The organism is Phocaeicola acetigenes (assembly GCF_027529745.1).
GTDB classification, from domain to species: Bacteria; Bacteroidota; Bacteroidia; order Bacteroidales; family Bacteroidaceae; genus Phocaeicola; species Phocaeicola acetigenes.
In genome coordinates this window covers 80,235-100,818 of sequence record NZ_JAPZVM010000007.1, presented here as the reverse complement: position 1 = coordinate 100,818, position 20,584 = coordinate 80,235, and the positions used below count along the sequence as shown (strand labels likewise).

Annotated in this window: 15 protein-coding genes; 10 read left to right on the top strand and 5 right to left on the bottom strand. The window is 39.8% G+C overall.

The window, feature by feature from the left end:
* Positions 1-67: 67 nt before the first annotated feature.
* From O6P32_RS09405 to lnb, 4 genes are all read right to left on the bottom strand, one after another.
* Positions 68-844, bottom strand: a complete 777-nt coding sequence (locus O6P32_RS09405) for a carboxylesterase family protein (protein WP_269878200.1) — start codon at positions 842-844, stop codon at positions 68-70.
* A 256-nt stretch (positions 845-1,100) separates the two neighbouring features.
* Entirely contained in the window at positions 1,101-4,403 is a 3,303-nt protein-coding gene (secA, locus tag O6P32_RS09400) for a preprotein translocase subunit SecA (RefSeq protein WP_269878199.1), read from the bottom strand.
* 102 nt (positions 4,404-4,505) lie between these two features.
* Positions 4,506-6,089 carry an alkaline phosphatase family protein gene (locus tag O6P32_RS09395; RefSeq protein ID WP_269878265.1) on the bottom strand — a complete coding sequence of 528 codons (1,584 nt, stop codon included), beginning with the start codon at positions 6,087-6,089 and terminating at the stop codon, positions 4,506-4,508.
* Positions 6,089-7,258: a lipoprotein N-acyltransferase Lnb gene (lnb, locus tag O6P32_RS09390; protein WP_269878197.1), complete on the bottom strand. Its 1,170-nt coding sequence runs from the start codon at positions 7,256-7,258 to the stop codon at positions 6,089-6,091. Before lnb ends, O6P32_RS09395 begins: the two co-directional genes overlap by 1 nt.
* 143 nt (positions 7,259-7,401) lie before the next feature.
* Between lnb and O6P32_RS09385 the strand changes: the two genes are divergently transcribed.
* The 10 genes from O6P32_RS09385 (at position 7,402) to O6P32_RS09340 (ending at position 19,313) form a co-directional block, all read left to right on the top strand.
* Positions 7,402-8,127, top strand: a complete 726-nt coding sequence (locus O6P32_RS09385) for a type III pantothenate kinase (protein WP_332909936.1) — start codon at positions 7,402-7,404, stop codon at positions 8,125-8,127.
* Complete coding sequence (locus O6P32_RS09380) at positions 8,117-9,373, top strand: OmpP1/FadL family transporter (protein WP_269878195.1); 1,257 nt, start codon at positions 8,117-8,119, stop codon at positions 9,371-9,373. The genes O6P32_RS09385 and O6P32_RS09380 overlap by 11 nt, the downstream gene beginning before the upstream one ends.
* A 36-nt stretch (positions 9,374-9,409) precedes the next feature.
* Positions 9,410-10,771 (top strand): tetratricopeptide repeat protein, encoded by a 1,362-nt coding sequence (locus tag O6P32_RS09375; protein WP_269878194.1) that lies wholly within the window; start codon positions 9,410-9,412, stop codon positions 10,769-10,771.
* 3 nt (positions 10,772-10,774) lie between these two features.
* A complete protein-coding gene (lptC, locus tag O6P32_RS09370; RefSeq protein ID WP_269878193.1) occupies positions 10,775-11,389 on the top strand; it encodes an LPS export ABC transporter periplasmic protein LptC in 615 nt (204 codons plus the stop codon).
* Positions 11,390-11,407: 18 nt separating this feature from the next.
* Positions 11,408-12,664 (top strand): hemolysin family protein, encoded by a 1,257-nt coding sequence (locus tag O6P32_RS09365; RefSeq protein WP_269878191.1) that lies wholly within the window; start codon positions 11,408-11,410, stop codon positions 12,662-12,664.
* 93 nt (positions 12,665-12,757) lie between these two features.
* The gene (locus O6P32_RS09360) at positions 12,758-14,896 is read left to right on the top strand and encodes a peptidylprolyl isomerase (RefSeq protein WP_269878190.1); all 2,139 of its coding nucleotides are present in this window, start codon (positions 12,758-12,760) and stop codon (positions 14,894-14,896) included.
* A 208-nt stretch (positions 14,897-15,104) separates the two neighbouring features.
* Positions 15,105-15,686, top strand: coding sequence for a LemA family protein (locus O6P32_RS09355; RefSeq protein WP_269878189.1), 582 nt, complete (start codon positions 15,105-15,107; stop codon positions 15,684-15,686).
* A 4-nt stretch (positions 15,687-15,690) separates the two neighbouring features.
* Positions 15,691-16,617, top strand: coding sequence for a TPM domain-containing protein (locus O6P32_RS09350; RefSeq protein ID WP_269878188.1), 927 nt, complete (start codon positions 15,691-15,693; stop codon positions 16,615-16,617).
* A 32-nt stretch (positions 16,618-16,649) separates the two neighbouring features.
* Positions 16,650-17,729: a chorismate synthase gene (gene aroC, locus O6P32_RS09345; protein WP_269878187.1), complete on the top strand. Its 1,080-nt coding sequence runs from the start codon at positions 16,650-16,652 to the stop codon at positions 17,727-17,729.
* Between the two features lie 204 nt (positions 17,730-17,933).
* Positions 17,934-19,313 carry an MATE family efflux transporter gene (locus O6P32_RS09340; protein WP_269878185.1) on the top strand — a complete coding sequence of 460 codons (1,380 nt, stop codon included), beginning with the start codon at positions 17,934-17,936 and terminating at the stop codon, positions 19,311-19,313.
* A 140-nt stretch (positions 19,314-19,453) separates the two neighbouring features.
* Here the strand turns inward: O6P32_RS09340 and O6P32_RS09335 are convergent, their stop codons facing one another.
* Positions 19,454-20,536: a phosphotransferase enzyme family protein gene (locus O6P32_RS09335; protein ID WP_269878184.1), complete on the bottom strand. Its 1,083-nt coding sequence runs from the start codon at positions 20,534-20,536 to the stop codon at positions 19,454-19,456.
* Positions 20,537-20,584: the final 48 nt, after the last annotated feature.

Genomic DNA, 20,584 nt, shown 5'->3' with positions numbered 1-20,584 from the left:
TTTTACGTAAGAAAAACGACAAAGATTCATAAAAATAAAAATCACCCCTTATGAGGGTGATTTTTATTTATTTCTTCTGACTGAACAACCATTTCATAAAATCCGGATAGTTGAAAGCAGGATGCCAACTGGCATGACCACATCCGGGGAACTCAATATACTCTACCTTGGCACCGGCTTTCTTTAGTGCCTTATAGGCAGATCTGGAACCAATTACAGGAACTACATCGTCTGCATCACCATGGAATATGCGGAACTTAACTTTTTTTGCTACGGCAAGTCTGGACGGATTTACAATACCACAAATGGGAATAGCAGCAGCAAACACATCCGGATAACGGCTTACCAAGTCGAAAGTAGCCATTCCTCCCATAGAAAGTCCCATCACATACACTCTTTTCTTGTCAACCTGAGGAAGGGACAAGTATGAGTCAAGAAGTCCCTTAAGAAGCTTGGTAATCTGCACATCGTCTGTAGAAAGTGGCATTTCCTCCGGTACAAACGATACAGGTCGGGTTCCATAAGCCCAGTAACAGCTATCCGGACACTGTGGAGCAAGCACAAAAGCCGGATAATTTTCACGATTTACTGGATTAAGCCACATCTGTCCTCCATGAAACAACTGCTTTTCATTATCACAGCCTCTTTCTCCTGCTCCATGAAGAAACAAAACCAGCGGATAACACTTGTTTTCATCGTAGTTTTCCGGCAATAGCAAACGATATCTTAAAGTATCTCCTGCCTCAGATACATAAACTTTCTTCTCAAATCCTCCCATTTTATCCTGTGCATTTACACATAAGGACAATAGAAAACATACAGTTAAAATAAAATTTCTTTTCATTTTCCGGTCTTTTTAATTTAAAAGCAATTCGATAGTAAAAGATTTAATATAAAGTTACAGAGATTTCTCACATAGCAAATAATGTTTGAAAAAGAATTTATCTTGCATCAGAGAAAAACTTATACTACTAAAAAAATATTCTCCATAAACCACTCAAAAGAACTCTCATACCACAGCAAAGAAAATGAATCACATAAAAAAACTCCCAAATGAAAATTACCTTTCATCTGGGAGTTCTCTATATTAATCCAATATTTTATTCAGCTTTATCCTTACCATGACAGTTCTTATATTTCAGTCCGCTGCCACAAGGACAAGGATCATTACGGCCTACTGTTTTTTCAGCACGGTAAGGCTCCTGTTTTACCTCTCTTGTGTCGCGTCCTGCAGCTGCCTGCTGATTAGGATCTGTCAAATCTTGCTTCTCTTCACGATACTGCTGACGAGGACGTTCCGGTTCGGGAGCAGCCTCACGTACCTGTTCCGGTTCCTGTACCGGTATCTGACCACGCATCAATACAGAAATTGTATTGTTATTGATCTTGTTCACCATATTATCGAACAGGTTTACAGATTCCAGCTTGAAGATCAACAGCGGATCTTTCTGCTCGTAACTTGCATTCTGTACAGAATGTTTCAACTCATCCAGTTCACGCAAGTTTTCTTTCCAGCCTTCGTCGATAGTGTGAAGAAGAATAGCCTTTTCGAATGCCTTGACAATTGCCTTCGATTCTGTTTCGTATGCTTCTTTCAGGTTGACTGAAATATTGTACATACGTTTACCGTCGGTAATAGGAATCATAATGTTTTCGTACATATGACCTTGCGCTTCGTATACCTGCTTAATCACCGGATTGGCAATCTGAGCCATACGTTCAGTCTTACGCTTAAACAATGTCATTGCTTCTTCGAAAGTCTTTTCTGCAAGAGTTTCTTTCTTTGTTCCGCGGAATTCATCTTCTGTAAATGGAGCCTCCATTGCCAGTGTCTGAAGAATTTCCATCTTCGCATCTTCGAAAGTAGGCTGCTCTACCGCGTTGACACAACGTTCCCAAATCATATCTACGATATCCATACCGATACGTTCACCCATCAAAGCATGACGACGTTTAGTATAAACTACAGTACGCTGCTTGTTCATCACGTCATCGTATTCCAGCAAACGTTTACGGATACCAAAGTTATTTTCTTCGACTTTCTTCTGTGCACGTTCAATAGAATTTGAAATCATCTTATGCTCAATCATTTCACCTTCCTTGAAGCCCAGCTTATCCATTACAGAAGCAATTCTGTCTGATGAGAACAAACGCATCAAATCGTCTTCCAATGACACAAAGAATACAGAAGAACCCGGGTCACCCTGACGTCCGGCACGACCACGCAACTGACGGTCTACACGACGTGATTCATGACGTTCCGTACCAATAATCGCCAAACCTCCGGCAGCTTTCACTTCCGGACTCAACTTGATATCGGTACCACGACCGGCCATATTGGTTGCAATAGTTACAGTAGAGCTCTGACCAGCTTTTGCCACAATATCAGCTTCTTTCTGATGCAACTTCGCATTCAGTACATTATGCTCAATCTTACGCAAGGTAAGCATCTTACTCAACATTTCAGAAATCTCGACAGAAGTAGTACCCACCAATACAGGACGACCCGCTTCTACCATCTTCACGATTTCTTCGATTACAGCCTTGTATTTTTCACGTTTTGTCTTGTACACACGGTCGTTCATATCGATACGTGCAATCGGACGGTTAGTAGGAATAACTACTACATCCAATTTGTAAATATCCCAGAACTCACCAGCTTCTGTTTCAGCAGTACCGGTCATACCCGACAATTTATGATACATACGGAAATAGTTCTGCAAAGTAATGGTAGCGAATGTCTGAGTAGCAGCTTCTACTTTCACACCTTCTTTTGCTTCTACAGCCTGGTGCAAGCCATCGCTCCAACGGCGTCCGTCCATAATACGGCCGGTCTGTTCGTCGACAATCTTAACCTGACCGTCCATTACTACATAGTCTGTATCTTTTTCGAACATTGTATAAGCCTTCAACAACTGGTTGATGGTATGTACACGTTCTGACTTGATAGCGTAGTTGGTAAGCAATTCGTCTTTCTTTGCCAATTTTTCTTCATCGGTCAATCCTGCCTGATTTTCCAATTCTGACAATTGTGCGGCAATATCAGGCAACACAAACAAGGTTGGATCTTGCGAATTACCTGTAATCAAGTCTACACCCTTATCTGTCAAGTCAGCACTCTTCATCTTTTCATCAATAACGAAATACAGAGGCTCTACAGCTTCAGGCATACGCTTGTTATTCTGTTCCATGTAGATTTCTTCGGTCTTCAACATACCAGCCTTGATTCCCGGTTCACTCAAGAACTTAATCAGCGGTTTGTTCTTTGGCAACGCCTTATGACTACGGAACAAAGCAAGGAAACCTGCTTCTACATCTTCCTTCTTATCAGATGCAATCAAACGTTTGGCATCGGCCAAATATTGAGTGGCCAGACGACGCTGTGCTTCTACCAGTCGTTCTACCAGCGGACGCAATACTTCGAACAGCTGCTGGTCTCCCTTAGGTACCGGACCTGAAATGATAAGCGGTGTACGCGCATCGTCGATCAATACAGAGTCAACCTCATCGACAATGGCATAATTATGCTTACGCTGTACCAAGTCTTTCGGGCTGATAGCCATATTATCACGCAGATAGTCGAAACCGAATTCATTGTTTGTACCAAATGTAATATCGGCCATATAAGCACGACGACGTGCCTCTGAGTTAGGCTGATGCTTATCGATACAGTCTACACGCAAACCGTGGAACATATACAAAGGTCCCATCCATTCCGAGTCACGTTTTGCCAGATAGTCGTTGACAGTTACTACGTGTACACCATTTCCGGTCAGTGCATTCAAGAATACAGGCAAAGTTGCAACAAGAGTCTTACCTTCACCTGTTGCCATTTCAGCAATCTTACCCTGATGCAATACCACACCACCGAACAACTGTACATCATAATGTACCATGTTCCACTTCATCTCGTTGCCTCCGGCTTTCCAGTGGTTCTTCCAGATTGCCTTATCGCCTTCAATACGAACAAAATCTTTTCCTTGAGCAGCCAGTTCACGGTCGAGTTCAGTAGCTGTTACTTCAATTTCTTCGTTTTCAGACAAGCGGCGAGCTGTATCTTTTACAATAGAAAAAGCGATTGGTAATATATCATTCAAAGCCTGTTCGTACTTGTCGAGTACTTCTTTTTCCAGTTTATCAATCTGGTTAAACAAGGCTTCACGTTTTTCCAATTCAGTTGATTCGATAGTTGCCTTCAGTTCTTCAATCTTTTTGTTTTCCTCGGCAGCCGAATCCTTGATATACTTTTTAAGTTCCTCTGTTTTTGCACGCAATTCATCGTGGCTCAACTTGGCAATTTCAGGATAAACCTCTTTCACCTTGTTTACCCAAGGCTGAATCTCTTTCATGTCGCGAGTAGCCTTATTTCCGAAAAGCTTGCTTATAAATTCATTAAATCCCATTGTGTATTGTTGTTTTTATTATTATCAAAAAAATGTATAATTAAAAAGTGAACGCGCAAAGATAACTAAATTGCTAATTATCTTACGAGTATTCTTCACAATTTATTTACGAATACCCGTTAATGGAGATTGTGAAGCAGCATTCGGTGCCCGTATACGCATGAAATGAGAAATAGTCGGTGCAATAGTAGTCATTTTCACCGGCGTATAAAGAATCTCGGGCTTAATATTATGTCCTAAGAAAATAACAGGAACAGAAGCATAAGTGTCTCGGATTGTTTTGGTATGATGAGAATATTCATCAACAACCGACCATCCGGGCAAGACTTCTACATAGATATCCCCCGAACAACTTACATTAAAGCTGTTTCTGATTTTCTCTATTTTCGGAGTCCATGCTCCCAATAAAAGACGTTGTGAAGAATAAGCAGTACGCACCCCACTCATTTGTACAATGAAATCGGACGCACGATTCAATACTTCTGTCAGATTCAGTTTCTTATCTTCAATCAGTTTATGATTCAAGTAAATCTGACGGTCGTAATAAGTTTCCACGTATTGTCCCTGGCCATAAATTGCCATCAGGTACATGTTCAAAAGGGCAGCACAACGCTTGATATGGAATTCTCCTCCCGGAATACGATATTGCTCCGGATCTTTTGGATCAGAATCGACATAACCGGTAGAGGTAATAAAAAACAACGTATTCTGAAGACCAACCTGACGGTCGACCATTTCCAATAAATCGCCGATACTGTTATCCAAACGCACATAAGCATCCTGAATTTCCATAGGATATTCTGTATTCGCCTTATGTGCATAGTTTCCGGCATAATAGGAAAGAGTTAAAAGGTCTGGAATATAATCTTTACCAATATTCGTTTTGGTCAGACAGGCACGAACCAATCTGTTTACTTCATCGTTTACGTAAGGACTCGTTTTGAAACGCTTATACTTCTCAGCCCGTTCGTCAAAAAAATTATGCTTAAATGTAAGTTGTTTTACATCTGATGTAATATATCTGTACGCAGTTACAGGCAGATAAGGCCCCCACACCAAACTACTGATACGAAAATCCAGTCCGTCTCTGTCATTATATGTCGTCACCCATTCTGGAAACGAACCATAATAAGTAGAGCCACTCCACTTTCCTGTTTCATTATTAATCCAGAAAGCTCCTTTTGCAGCATGTCCTGCCGATAAAACAGCCATTTCCCTTGTAGGAGCAATGGAGTATACTTCGGCATTACCTTGTGTTGCAACCATCAGTTCATCCGATAAAGTAGAAACTAACAGATGTTGCGGTGAAGTGCTTTCAGAAGTATAAATCCCCATGTGAGCCGGGTCATCTACTGCCTTAATAATACGTAAAGAGTTACGGTCCATCCATCTGGTACCTACAATACCATTATAATAAGGAGTAGTACCTGTATAAATAGAAGCTACAGCAGAGGCCGGATCAATATTAATGAAATCATATTCAGCATTACAATATACACGCCCTTCTTTAAAAAGACGCTTGAATCCCCGTTCACCATACATAGAAGAAAATGCTTCTATATAGTCAGCCCTTAACTGGTCAATAGTCAATCCTATCACCAATTTCGGAACAGGCGAAACAGCTTGTGCCCGTAATCCTGTAATAACTACGGCAGCAATCAAGGAGGTTAATATACGGTCTTTCATCATTGTTTTTTGCTCAATACTAATACGTGGCTCGCTGATGTAACCAGCAAACTCAGTGCCAAAGGTAACACTGTTAAATTAAATTCTTGCAAACAAAACGGGAATATCACTATAAAAAGTGTTAAATACACCATATTCACGACATGATACCAGTCTTTCCGACGCGTTACTGAGAAATAAACCATAAAAGGCAAATACAACAAAGGTATCGGATTAAACAAAATCAACAGCCAATTTGAACCCACAGTAGGATGAACAGAAAAGAAAAACAAAAAGGCTATAATACATCCCGCTATTCCTTGAGCGCCGAACAATAAAAGTTCCCAAATCCAGCAAATCTTATTACGACGCCATTGCCACCAGCCAATTAATACCGATATAGCCAATAAAAAAGTGGCACACCAAAGTGGAGATAAAAAAGAAGAATGAGTTTCTGCAGGAGCTACATCAACTACCTTTTCCTCTTTTAACACCAGCGGGCGCCTCTGTCCATTGTCTCCGATAATATAGGCACCAGAAGCATATTCCTTCATGTAAAAAGGAGAGAACATTTGTTGTCGCTTATCAATCGGAGTATCAGCTTCTGCTCCCAAGCACAAGTCTATCCCCAATTCACCCCAAGCAGCCCCTACGGTAAACTCATGTACAATACTTCTGAAGCTTCGATTAGGAAAAGAGTCCGGATAAACCACTGTTCCCTTTATACATCTTTCTATTTGGTCTCTCGCACGAGTTGTACAATTGTCATAAAAATAATTATAGCGATAAGTACGGTTCTCGGGTAAATAATTTTCCGTCAACAAGTGCAATAGAGTTTGTTTTTCTTCTGCAGAAAGATTAAGTACCTGCTGGTACACCGAAGAACCTCGCTCCGCATATTCTGCCTCGAAATAGACATAAGGAATCACCCCTAATTGATAATCGGTTTCTCCTTTTATGAAGCGATATATAAAATGAGGAGTATTAAAACTAAACATTCCATAATTAAATACGACATCAAGATTACGGGAAAAATTCTGAACACGTAGAGCCGTATGTCCAAACAAAGAATATATTTCTGTACCAGGCGAACAGGTCAACAAGCTAATCTGAAGACTATCCTGCTGCGCATGAAGTACATTAAACACCGCCAGCCACATGCACACTAGCCAAAGCCTTATTTTCTTCATTCCTAATAAATTTTATATCAAATCTTATTAAAATCCGGCCACAAATGTACACCTATATTCTATATTGTTAAATAAAATCACGACTTTTATTGCAGATTCTATTTATTTTTCTGTTACTTTGCAGACACAAAAACAGATTAAACGTGAATTTAGTAATCGATATAGGAAATACAGTTGCCAAATTAGCTGTATTCGACGGAGATGAAGTTATAGAAGTTTTAAGAGGATCGAATCACTCTTTAGACTGCTTGACTATGCTTTGCAACAAATACCCAATAGAAAAGGGTATTATCGCATCTGTCATTACACTAAGCAATACTATTAAAAAACAATTGGCCAAACTGAATATGCCAATATTGGAATTGTCATATAAAACGCCCGTGCCTATTACCAATTTATACAAATCACCACAAACGTTGGGAATGGACCGTTTAGCGGCTGTAGTGGGAGCCAATTATATTTTTCCCGGGAAAAATTTATTAGTTATAGATGCCGGAACAGCACTGACTTATGAATTTATTGATGCAAAAGGACAATATTGGGGAGGAAATATATCACCTGGGATTTATACACGTTTTAATGCCCTTAATGCATGCTGTGAAAAACTGCCACTAATAGAGAAAAACGGAGACACACCTGATTTTGGATATAATACAGAAACAGCTATCCGATCAGGAGTCATCAAAGGCATAGAATTTGAAATCATGGGATATATCACCCTTATGCAAAAGAAATATCCCGATCTTTTGGTTTTTTTAACTGGCGGGGATAAATTTTCTTTTGATACAAACTTAAAAAGTATCATCTTTGCAGATAGATTTTTAGTATTGAAAGGTTTAAACAGAATATTGAATTATAATGTTAAGTAATAAAGTTCTTCTTAGTGCATTGTTTGTGGCAGGTTCTTTTACTGCAAGCGCACAAACAAGCTCTAACTCTCCTTATACAAGATATGGCTTAGGAGACTTAGCCGATCGGGCTTTTGCGAATAATGCAGCAATGGGTGGAATAGGTTATGGCCTTCGCAACAGTAAGCATATTAATGTAATGAATCCCGCATCTTATTCTGCCGTCGATTCATTGTCTTTTATGTTTGATTTAGGCATGAGTTTAAAAAGCTCTAACTATCAGGAGAACGGAGTAAAAGCCAAAGCGAAGAACTCAAGCTTTGATTATATCGCCATGCAGTTCCGTCTGCATCCCCGTTTGGGAGCTGTAATCGGATTTACGCCCTATTCGACTGTAGGATATAGCTTTACTACAACTAAGCCATTAGAAGGAAGCGAAAATTCGAGCACAAGTATTTTTACCGGTGATGGAGGATTGCAACAGGTATTCGGAGGATTAGGATTCAAAATTCTAGACAATCTTTCTATCGGAGCCAATTTTGGTTACCTATATGGAGACATTAATTATCAGACACAAATTGGCTTTAATACAACTGCTGATTACAGTATCACATACAATAAAATTAAAGTAAACAGTTTCACTGCAGACTTTGGAGTACAATATACACAACCTATTTCCAAAGATGATAATCTGACATTGGGACTTACCTATGGATTAGGGCATAATTTGAATTCCAGTGAAGAAAAAGGTATACAAATAACTGATAATTCTGATTATGTAGTTAACAATAGCACTACTATCAATGATTCATATGGCATCCCTCATACTTTTGGAGTAGGTGTAGCTTATAACCGTAAACAGAACCTGACTCTAGGAGTGGATTACACTTTACAAAAATGGTCAAATGTAAAATACAATAACCAAACTGATGCTTATAAAGATCGTTCAAAAGTTGCAGTAGGAGCAGAATTTTTACCAAATCCTATAGGTAGAAACTATTTTAAACGAATAAGATATCGCGCAGGAGCATATTACTCTACTCCCTATTTAAAATTAGGTGATATAAATGGTCCTTCTGAGTATGGAGTTAGTGCCGGATTTGGCTTACCTCTATTCTTATTCCAAAGAAAAACGATACTAAACATTACAGGACAATATATACATGTTAAACCATCTATATCCAATATGTTGTCCGAAAATCGCTTCGTAATAAAATTAGGACTGACATTTAATGAACGTTGGTTTATGAAATGGAGAGTTAATTAACCAGAAGTCAATAACAAATAATTAAATTTATATACAATGAAAATGAAAATGTTTACAATGTTGTGCGTTCTTGCATTAGGAACAACAGCAACTTTTGCTCAAAAAGGAGTAGAAGACGGATCACGTTTTGGACATGGTGCGGACAGTCTTCGTTGTCTGGAAAACATCAGTATTTATACTGAATACGTAAAAACAAACAATTTCAAAGACGCTTACAAACCTTGGAAAGTAGTATTTACAGAAGCTCCTATCGCACAGGTTGGTACTTACACCAATGGTGCAAAAATCCTTCGTGCTTTGATAGCTTCTACTAAAGATGCTGCACAGCAGAAAAATTATTTCAATGAATTAATGGCTGTTCATGATCAGCGTATCAAATATTTGGATCAGCTGAACGGTTTGGTTAAAACTCCAACTACAAAAGGTTCTATCTTGGGAATGAAAGCACACGATTATATCGTATTCTCAGGTAGCAATCTTGATGTAGAAACTGCATACAAGATGGTCAAAGAAGCTATCGACTTGGAAAAAGAAAACTCAGATTACTTCATGTTCCAGGATTTGATGGATATTTCTTCTCGCAAACTGAAGACTGATGATGCCCACAAAGAACAGTTCATTCAAGACTATCTGACAGCGTCTGGTTATGCTGAAGAAGCTTTGAAAGCAGCAACCAAACAGAGCACAAAAAAATTATTGAAAACAACAAAAGACAATGTAGATGCATACTTCATCAATAGTGGAGCTGCAAGTTGCGAAAACCTGCAGGCTATCTATGGTCCGAAAGTTGCACAGAACAAATCTAACCTGGATTACCTGAAACAGGTTATCTCTGTAATGCAGATGTTGAAATGTACAAACGAAGAAGCATATTTTGAAGCATCAGAAGCTGCACACGCAATCGAACCAACTGCTGCTACTGCTGCCGGATGTGGATACATGTATTACAAGAAAGGTGATTTGGATAAGAGTATCAGCTATTTCGATCAAGCAATTGAATTGGAACAGGATGTTATGGCAAAAGCAGAAAACAGCTATAACGCAGCTGTTGTGCTGATGAGTAAAAAAATGTACGGAAAAGCAAGACAATATGCCAACAAAGCTCTTTCATTCAACCCCAACAGTGGTAAAGCATATATTTTGATTGCTCAGATGTATGCTGCAAGTCCTAACTGGAGCGATGAAGCTGCATTGAATAAATGTGTATATTTTGCTGCAATCGACAAATTGCAACGTGCTAAGAATGTAGATCCTAGCGTAGCTGAAGAAGCTCAAAAACTGATCAATACATATTCTGCATACACTCCGAAAGATGAAGACCTCTTCTTCTTGGGATTGAAAAAAGGTAGTTCAGTAACTATTGGCGGATGGATTGGTGAAACAACAACAATCAGATAATTTATGTCGGCTAGACTGAAAAATAAAAAGCTATCAATTATTTTAAACATAACAGTTGCCACATGGGCAACTGTTATGTTTCTTTTATTGCCAGCATGTAACAATAATAAAAAGAACATAGCAGAAGCAGTCAATGAAAAAGACTCCCTGCCTGACATGCGAACTACAGGGGTTACCACCTACATATCCGACTCCGGTATGATTCGCTACAAAATCATTACAGATGAATGGTTAATTTATAGCCAAAAAAATCCTCCCTATTGGGCATTCGAGAAAGGAGTATATATGGAAAAATTTGATACTCTTTTTAATATTGATGCCAGTATCGAAGCTGATACAGCTTATTATTATGAGCAGAAAAAGCTTTGGGAATTACGCAGCAATGTACATATCAGAAGTCAAAAGGGAGATAAATTTGATACCGAACTCATGTTTTGGGATCAAGAAAAAGAAAAAATCTATTCAGATAAATTTATTCGAATCGAACAAGTAGACCGGGTACTAACTGGATACGGTTTTGAATCGAACCAACAAATGACAGAATATCAGATATTCAATAATACAGGTATTTTCTTGGTAGAAGATACCGCACCCTCAGATACAACAACCAACAAATAGCATATTCAGTACCACACAATGGGACTTATTATACAGATACTTATTTCTATGGCGTTTTCCGCATTCTTTTCAGGAATGGAAATCGCCTTTGTTTCATCCAATAAGCTACGTTTTGAAATGGAACGTAGTAATAATATCTCTACACGCATATTATCCACCTTCTACCATAATCCAAACAACTTTATATCGACAATGTTGGTAGGAAACAACATCGCATTGGTAATATACGGTATATGGATGGCAGAATTGATTGAACACTACATTTTAATAGATTTAATCAGTAATGAAGCGGCATTAGTGGCAATAGAAACCATTCTGTCTACTTTAATTATTCTGGTCACAGGTGAGTTTATGCCTAAAACCCTGTTTAAGATAAACCCTAATGCAACATTACGCTTCTTTGCTATTCCTACATTTATATGCTACGTAATACTCTACCCCATCAGCCGTTTTTCTTCCTTCATTTCGGCATGCGTACTACGTTTATTTGGTACCCGAATCAACAAGGAAGCTACAGATAAAGCTTTCACAAAAATAGATTTAGATTACTATATACAAAGTAGTATAGGAGAAGCAGAAAGTCATGACCAAATTGAAACTGAAATAAAAATATTTCAGAATGCTCTTGATTTCTCCAACATTAAGGCACGCGACTGCATGATTCCTCGTACAGAAATTATCGCAGTACCCATTTCTACTCCAATAGAAGAGTTGAAAGAGGAGTTTATAAAAAGTGGGCTCAGTAAAATTATTGTTTACCAAGGGAATATCGACAACATAATAGGTTATATTCATTCATCTGAAATGTTTAACCCAACTACTAACTGGCAAAAAGGTATACGCACTATCCCTATCATTCCTGAAACTATGGGAGCCCATAAGCTCATGCAACTACTAATGCAACAAAAACGCTCTTTGGCAGTAGTTGTGGATGAGTTTGGAGGCACTTCAGGTATTATCGCCATGGAAGATTTGGTAGAAGAACTATTAGGCGATATCGAGGATGAACATGATACCAATTCTACTGTTGCTAAAGCTGTCGGAGAAAATGAATATATTTTATCCGGAAGATTGGAAATAGAAAAAGCCAATGAACTTTTTGATTTAGGTTTACCAGAAAGCGATGATTACCAAACTATCGGAGGATTTATCTTACACGAATATCAAAGCATACCAAAAGTGCATGAAATCATAAATATCCAGCCATTTCAGTTTAAAATAATTAAAGTGACAAGCACTAAAATTGAATTAGTCAAACTGAAAGTAAATAAATAGCTGTTTTTTTTACCATAAAATAGATATTAATTTGCATTTTTTGTATCTTCGTGCCCTAAATGAAGAAAACATAATAATAAAAAATAACTTTAAATGGCAACTTTACAAACAATTAGAAGCAAAGGACCTTTATTGGTCATTGTAATTGGTCTTGCCTTGTTTGCATTTATCGCAGGTGATGCTTGGAAAATACTCCAACCACATCAAGGTAAACAAGACGTAGGGGAAGTTAATGGAAAAACACTTTCCGCACAGGAGTATCAACAAATGGTAGACGAATTAAGTGAGGTAATTAAACTGACAAACGGTTTAAACTCTCTGAACGAAGACCAGTTGACAAACATAAAAGACCAAGTATGGAATACATACGTAACCAACGAAGTAATAGCAAACGAAGCTAAAAAGTTAGGTTTGCAGGTTACTAAAGCAGAATTGCAGGCCGTTATCAATGCAGGTTCTCATCCTCTGTTGATGCAGACTCCGTTCCGCAATCCTCAGACAGGTGCATTTGATAAGGATATGCTGAAAAAATTCCTCGTAGATTATGCAAATCTGGATGCAAACAAAATGCCTGCTCAATATGTGGAATATTATCAGAAGATGGGTAATTTCTGGAATTTCATTGAAAAAACCCTTTCAGAAACTCTGTTGGCAGAAAAATATCAGAACTTGATCGGAAAATCTCTGATCTCTAATCCGGTTGCTGCAGAAGATGCATTCAATGCACGCACAGAACAGACTGATATGCTTTTGGCTGCAGTTCCTTACTCTTCTATCAGTGATTCTACTATTACTGTTTCAAAAGAGGAAATCAAGAAACTGTACGATTCTAAAAAAGAATCTTTCAAACAACCAGTAGAAACACGTAATATTAAATATGTAGATGTACGCGTTGTTCCTTCAGATGCTGACCGCAAAGCAGTACAGGAAGAAGTTACTGAATATACAAACCAGCTTATCAGCACTACAAAAGATTATGTATCTTTCGTACGTTCAACAGGTTCTACTATTGCATATTCAGATATCCCTGTCAGCAAATCTGCACTTCCTAATGATGTAGCAAGCCGCTTGGATTCTACTTCTGTGAATGAAGTATATGGACCTTACTATAATCAGACAGACGATTCATACAATGCATTCAAAATTGTAGCTAAAGTAAGTGCACCGGATTCTATCCAGTTCCGTCAGATCCAGGTATATGCTGATACAGATGAAAAAACAACTGAATTGGCAGACAGTATCTATAATGCACTGAAAGCTGGAGCAGATTTCGCAGAAGTTGCAAAGAAATATGCACAGACAGGAGAAGCTACTTGGATTAACGCAAGAGGTTGGGAAGGTACAACAGTGGATGCAGACAATGCAACTCTGATCAACGCTTTGATTGAACAGCCTGTTTCTGAAATTTCTAACTTGAAGATTGGACAGTCTAATATCATTCTGCAGGTAATGAATAAAAAACAAATGCAGGATAAATACAAAGTGGCTATTGTAAAATGTCCGGTAGAATTCAGCAAAGAAACTTACAACGACACTTACAACAAGTTCAGCCAGTTTGTTGCACAAAGCACTACAATCGAAGCTTTGGAGAAAAACGCAGAAGAAAACGGATATACTGTACTTCCACGTATGAACTTCAGAAGCGACGAACACTATGTAGGTGGTGTAAAATCAACTCGTGAAGCTTTGAAATGGGTATTTGATGCAAAAGAAGGTGAAGTATCACCTTTGTATGAATGTGGTGAAAATGACCATTTGATGGTAGTAGCATTGGAAACTATCAACCCTGCCGGATACACCAACATCAATCAGGTTTCTGACATGTTGAGAAGCGAAATTATCCGCGACAAGAAAGCAGAAAAGATCATGGCTGAAATGAAAGGCTTCAATACTTTAGCACAGGTTAAAGGAATGAAAGATGCTGTAAGCGACTCTGTAAAACACGTTACATTCTCAGCTCCAGCATATATCTCTGTCACAAGAGCAAGCGAACCTGTTATCAGTGCTGTGGCTTCTAAAACTGCTGTAAACGCAACTTCTGCTCCAATTAAAGGTAATGCAGGCGTTTATATGATTCAAGTTTACAACAAGAATAAGAATGCTGAAACATTGGACAGCAAGACAGAACAAGCAACATTAGTCAATATGATTTCTCGTTATGCTCCTCAGCAATGCATTTATGAACTGAGAGAAAAGAACGAAATCGTAGACAAACGCTATTTGTTCTTCTAAATCAGGAAATAGAAACTTATATAAAAGTTCAGCCAACATCTTAAAGATATTGGCTGAACTTTTTTTATAGTATATTCATTCAACTCATTACATAGGTTAAAAGACGTTTTAGACCGTAACTTTATTCGAAAATTTAAATTTCCTCCTCAATTATTCCAGCATTTTTTGTTATGTTTGTAAATAAACAAATCAAAAACAAAACAAAAGCATGAAAAAAACTTGGATTATCGTTATTGCAGTTATTGCTGTCATTGCAATATACTTCACTTCTACTTACAACTCGATGGTAGCTCAAGAAGAAGCTGTCAGTACAGCATGGAGCAACGTAGAAAACCAATACCAACGTCGTTCAGACCTTATTCCAAATCTTGTAAATACAGTCAAAGGATATGCAGCACACGAAAAAGAGACATTTGATGCAGTAGTATCGGCTCGCGCCAAAGCTACACAGACTACTGTAAGTATAGACGATTTGACTCCGGAAAAGATGCAAGCCTACCAGCGTGCACAAGGTGAAGTAGGCAGCGCTCTAAGCCGTTTGCTGGCTGTAACAGAAAACTACCCTGAACTGAAAGCCAACGAAAACTTTAAAGAACTACAAGCACAGTTGGAAGGTACTGAAAACAGAATCAGTGTAGAACGCCGTAATTTTAACAAGACTACACGTGAATATAATACGGCAATCCGTAAGTTTCCACGCAATATCGTAGCCGGTATGTTCGGATTCGAAAAACATCCATACTTTGAAGCTGAAGAAGGCAGCGAAAAAGCACCGGAAGTAAAATTCTGATTTTATGAAACTGAAAACCTTCTTATACCTCCTGCTACTTCAGCTCAGTTGTCTGTACGCAACAGCAAAGGAATATCGGGTGGAGGATGTCCCCATGGTTCATCTTGAAAACCGCATGCGATATGTCAGCAATCCGGATGGTATTCTATCGGATGCTACTGTAATGACTATCGACACTACCCTTTACCGTTTGGAGCAACAAACCGGAATACAGACCTTGGTTGTAGCAGTCAACCAAATAGAAGGAGGCGACTGCTTTGACTTTGCATACCGGTTAGGAAGAGAAAACGGCATAGGCCAGAAAGGGAAAGACAACGGTCTGGTAATTCTGCTGGTCACAGGAGAAAGATGCATTCAGTTCGCTACAGGATACGGACTTGAAGGCGACTTGCCCGACGCACTCTGCAAACGTATCCAGGAAAGGTATATGAACAAATATTTTTCCGAAGGCAATTGGGATCAAGGTATGCTGGCTGGTGTACAAGCTATACGCAAGCAGCTAGACGGAACGGGTACTCCTCTGACATTACAAACACCAGAAGGAGAAAGCGGCTTGTTGCTGATAGGTATCTTGATTTGCTGCTTCGTAGTTGTTCCACTGGCCTTATGGTATATGGTAAGACAGCGCAGCAAATGCCCGAATTGCCACAAGCACACACTTCGCCCGCTTTCCAGCCGTACCATTGAGCGAATAAACGGAATACGCACGGAAGAAACAGTATACCGCTGCAGCAATTGCGGATATACTCAACGACGACAGCAGCGTAAAAGAGACGACGATTTCCATCACCATGGCGGAAGCGGTGGCCCTTTCCTTGGCGGTCCATTCTTTGGCGGTGGATTTGGAGGTGGCAGTCGTGGTGGCGGTTTCAGTGGCGGTAATTTTGGAGGAGGAGACTTTGGAGGCGGTGGAGCCGGAAGCAAATTTTAAATGACATTTATCGAACAAGAGAAAACAAAAACATGTACAATAATACATTTGGAAACCTATTTCGACTCACAAGCTTTGGAGAGTCGCATGGGAAAGCTATAGGAGGAGTAATTGATGGATTCCCAGCCGGGATTGTAATTGACATGGATTTTATCCAACAAGAATTAAACCGACGCCGACCAGGACAATCAGCTATTACAACGGCTCGCAAAGAGGCTGACGAAGTAGAATTCCTTTCTGGTATCTATGAAGGTGTATCGACTGGATGCCCCATCGGCTTTGCTGTATGGAATACCAACCAACACTCCAACGATTACGACAATATGAAGGATGTATATCGTCCCTCACATGCAGATTATACTTATACAGAAAAATATGGCATACGCGACCACCGTGGTGGAGGTCGTTCATCTGCCCGTGAAACTATTGCACGAGTGGTAGCCGGTGCATTAGCCAAATTGGCTTTGCGCCAACTGGGTATCCAGATAACCGCTTTCACCTCTCAAGTGGGCCCTTACATTTTAGAAAAAGACTACACACAGTACGACCTTACCCGAATAGAAGAAAATTCAGTACGCTGTCCGGATCAGGAACTGGCAGCAAAAATGGCTGACTATATCTACAAAATAAAAGGAGAAGGAAATACTATCGGAGGTGTCATCAGTTGTGTAATCAAAGGATGCCCCATAGGATTGGGTCAGCCTGTATTCGGAAAACTGCATGCAGCTTTGGGTAATGCCATGCTTAGTATTAATGCCGTAAAAGGATTTGAATACGGACAAGGATTCGGCAGCATGGAACAAAAAGGAAGTGAGCAAAATGATATTTTCTATAATGAGAATGGAAAGATTGCCTTGCGTACCAACCGTTCAGGAGGAATACAAGGTGGTATCAGTAACGGTGAAGATATTTACTTCCGAGTAGCCTTCAAACCTGTGGCTACGGTTCTTATGGAACAGCCTACCGTAGACCGTTTGGGAAATGAAACGATACTGAAAGCCAGAGGCAGACACGATCCCTGCGTACTTCCACGTGCCGTTCCTATTGTAGAAGCAATGGCAGCCATGACCATTCTTGACTATTATCTTCTTAATAAAACTACCAGACTATAAATAAAGGAAATATAATATGGCCGACAATTATCTGGAAAGGCAACGCGAGCTATACGAAGCGCGTAAAGCAGCATGGGAAAAAACACGGCGAAGTAAAAAGCGAAAGGTACAAACCCCAAAAACTGCTTCCTCGCCCTCTGCTACTCCATCTCCTGTCCCATCAGATGAGACAGATAAGGAAAATATAAAGTAAACTGTAATCACATGAACAACCGATACGAGGAACGTTTAGGTACAGACCGGATACTACCTCTTGTCTTCAAGATGGCACTTCCGGCTGTAGCTGCTCAGTTAGTGAACTTATTATACAACATTGTAGACCGGATTTATATCGGGCATATTCCCCACATAGGAACTGATGCTTTAGCCGGCATTGGAGTAACTGGAGCCATTATAATTCTTATTTCCTCATTTTCGGCTATTGTAGGGGCTGGCGGCTCTCCACTGGCCGCTATTGCTTTGGGGCAAGGCGATCGTGTGCGTGCCGGAAGAATTTTGGGTAATGGATTTGTACTACTGCTTATTTTTACGGTTCTCACTTCCGGATTGACTTATCTGTTCATGGAACCGATTCTACGCTTTACAGGTGCCTCCGACCATACAATCGGTTATGCAATGGATTACTTGTCCATTTATCTTTTGGGCACTCTGTTTGTGGAAGTATCTGTAGGACTAAATCCCTTTATCAATACCCAGGGACGTCCGACTATTGCCATGTACTCGGTTCTCATCGGAGCCTTACTCAACATCATTCTCGATCCACTTTTTATTTTCACCTTTCAGATGGGGGTAAAGGGAGCTGCTCTGGCTACGATACTTTCTCAAGCTTGTAGTGCAATATGGGTACTTTCTTTTCTCACCTCTTCGCGTGCCTCTCTCCGACTGGAACGAAAATACATGAAACTGAACTGGAATGTAATTCTCTCCATCTTAGCCCTAGGTGTATCCCCTTTTATTATGGCCAGCACAGAAAGCTTGGTTGGCTTTGTCCTGAACGGAACCTTAAAGACATACGGTGACATTTACATCAGTGCACTAGCCATTATGCAGAGTGCGATGCTGTTTGTCAGTGTACCACTGACCGGTTTTGCACAAGGCTTTGTTCCTGTAGCCAGTTACAACTACGGGCATCATAATCGCGAACGCGTAAAATCCTGTTTCAAAGTAGCCGTTACGGTAATGTTTACTTTCAACTGCGTATCAGTTGTGTGCATGATTATTTTTCCATCAACCATTGCCTCATCCTTTACCAACGATGAAAGACTCATCCAAACCGTATCCCAACTCATGCCTATTTTCCTGGCAGGTATGACCATATTCGGACTTCAACGAGCTTGTCAGAATATGTTCGTCGCACTGGGACAGGCTAAAGTATCCGTATTTATCGCCTTGCTCCGCAAAGTATTTCTGCTAGTTCCCCTGGCATTACTGCTTCCACGTTTTATGGGTATGACCGGAGTCTTTGCTGCAGAAGGAATCTCCGATGCAGTAGCTGCCATCTGCTGTACTGCCATATTTGCCATGCAGTTTCCACGCATTCTTCGGAAGATGGATACGACTCCTCTCAATCGGTCTAATGACTAAAAAAACGTTACTTGTATCGTAAGCTTACGTGATTAGTCACAGAAGCCAACGATACAAGTAACGTGAGCTCACGATACAAGTCGCGTTTTTTAAGCTTATCTATACCGCCAGAACAGGGCTGTAGACAACATACAAAATCTTTATAGAAGCGAAGCGATATACTGCTTCATGGCCGGCATAGCCTTCTGTACTTCACAATACAGTTTGTACTGATTGCGGGTACGGTCCAGGTTGTGCGCCGGATAATCAGTACGATAATAGGTATCTCCATTTATATAGTCTGTAAGAAAGCGTACTGCCTGCATGTAGGGGAACAATGCTACCGCATAAGGCAGCAATTCTGTTTCGCAGGGAGTAAGAAAAGCTTTGGCCGATTCGATGTATCCTTTTGCAAAAGCCTCAAAAATAGTTTGATTGAAAGATACTTTTTCTATATCAGGATCATCTTCACGGGTGGTATTGGCTGCCGAACGAAGGAAATCACCAAAATCGGAAAAGACAAAGCTGGGCATTGTGGTATCCAAATCAATAACACAAAGCACATTTCCTTCTTTATCGAAAAGCATGTTGCTTACTTTGGTGTCACAATGACAAACACGTTTAGGTAATTTTCCCTCCCTATACAAACGCTCCGCACAGCACATTTCTTCGGCATCACGAAGTATATCATCTACCAGACTTTTTACCTCGTGCAGACGTCCTGCAGCATCAGCTGCTACTGCATCATTCAACTGGCGCAGACGAAACTCCATGTTATGAAAATCGGGAATAGTTTCTCCCAGAGTTTCCGGCAAATCGGCAAGCATTGCCTCAAACTCACCAAATTTCAATCCTACCAGATAAGAAGATTCCGGTGTAACCGCATCTTGAGTAACCGAATCCGGAATAAATACAGAAACTCTCCAATAACTTTCTCCATCGAAAAAGTAAGTCGCTCCTGCAGCAGACGGAACAAAGCGTAATACCTTCCGGTCTATATCCTTTTCACCACGTTCTTCAAGCTTACGACGGATATGCTGGGTTACCAGTTCTATGTTATGCTGCAAAAGAGGAACATCAGTAAAGACCTGATGATTGATACGTTGCAAAATATAATCGGGTGAAGCCGGTTCGGCTGTTTTTACCAAATAAGTCTGATTAATAATACCGGAAGTCAAAGGAGCAACTTCTTTCACGGTACCGATTTCCGGAAATTGACAAAGAATGTGTTCAAATGTATTCATAGTTATCTAATATTTAGAGTAAACAAAAGTAAACGATTCCCTTTACAT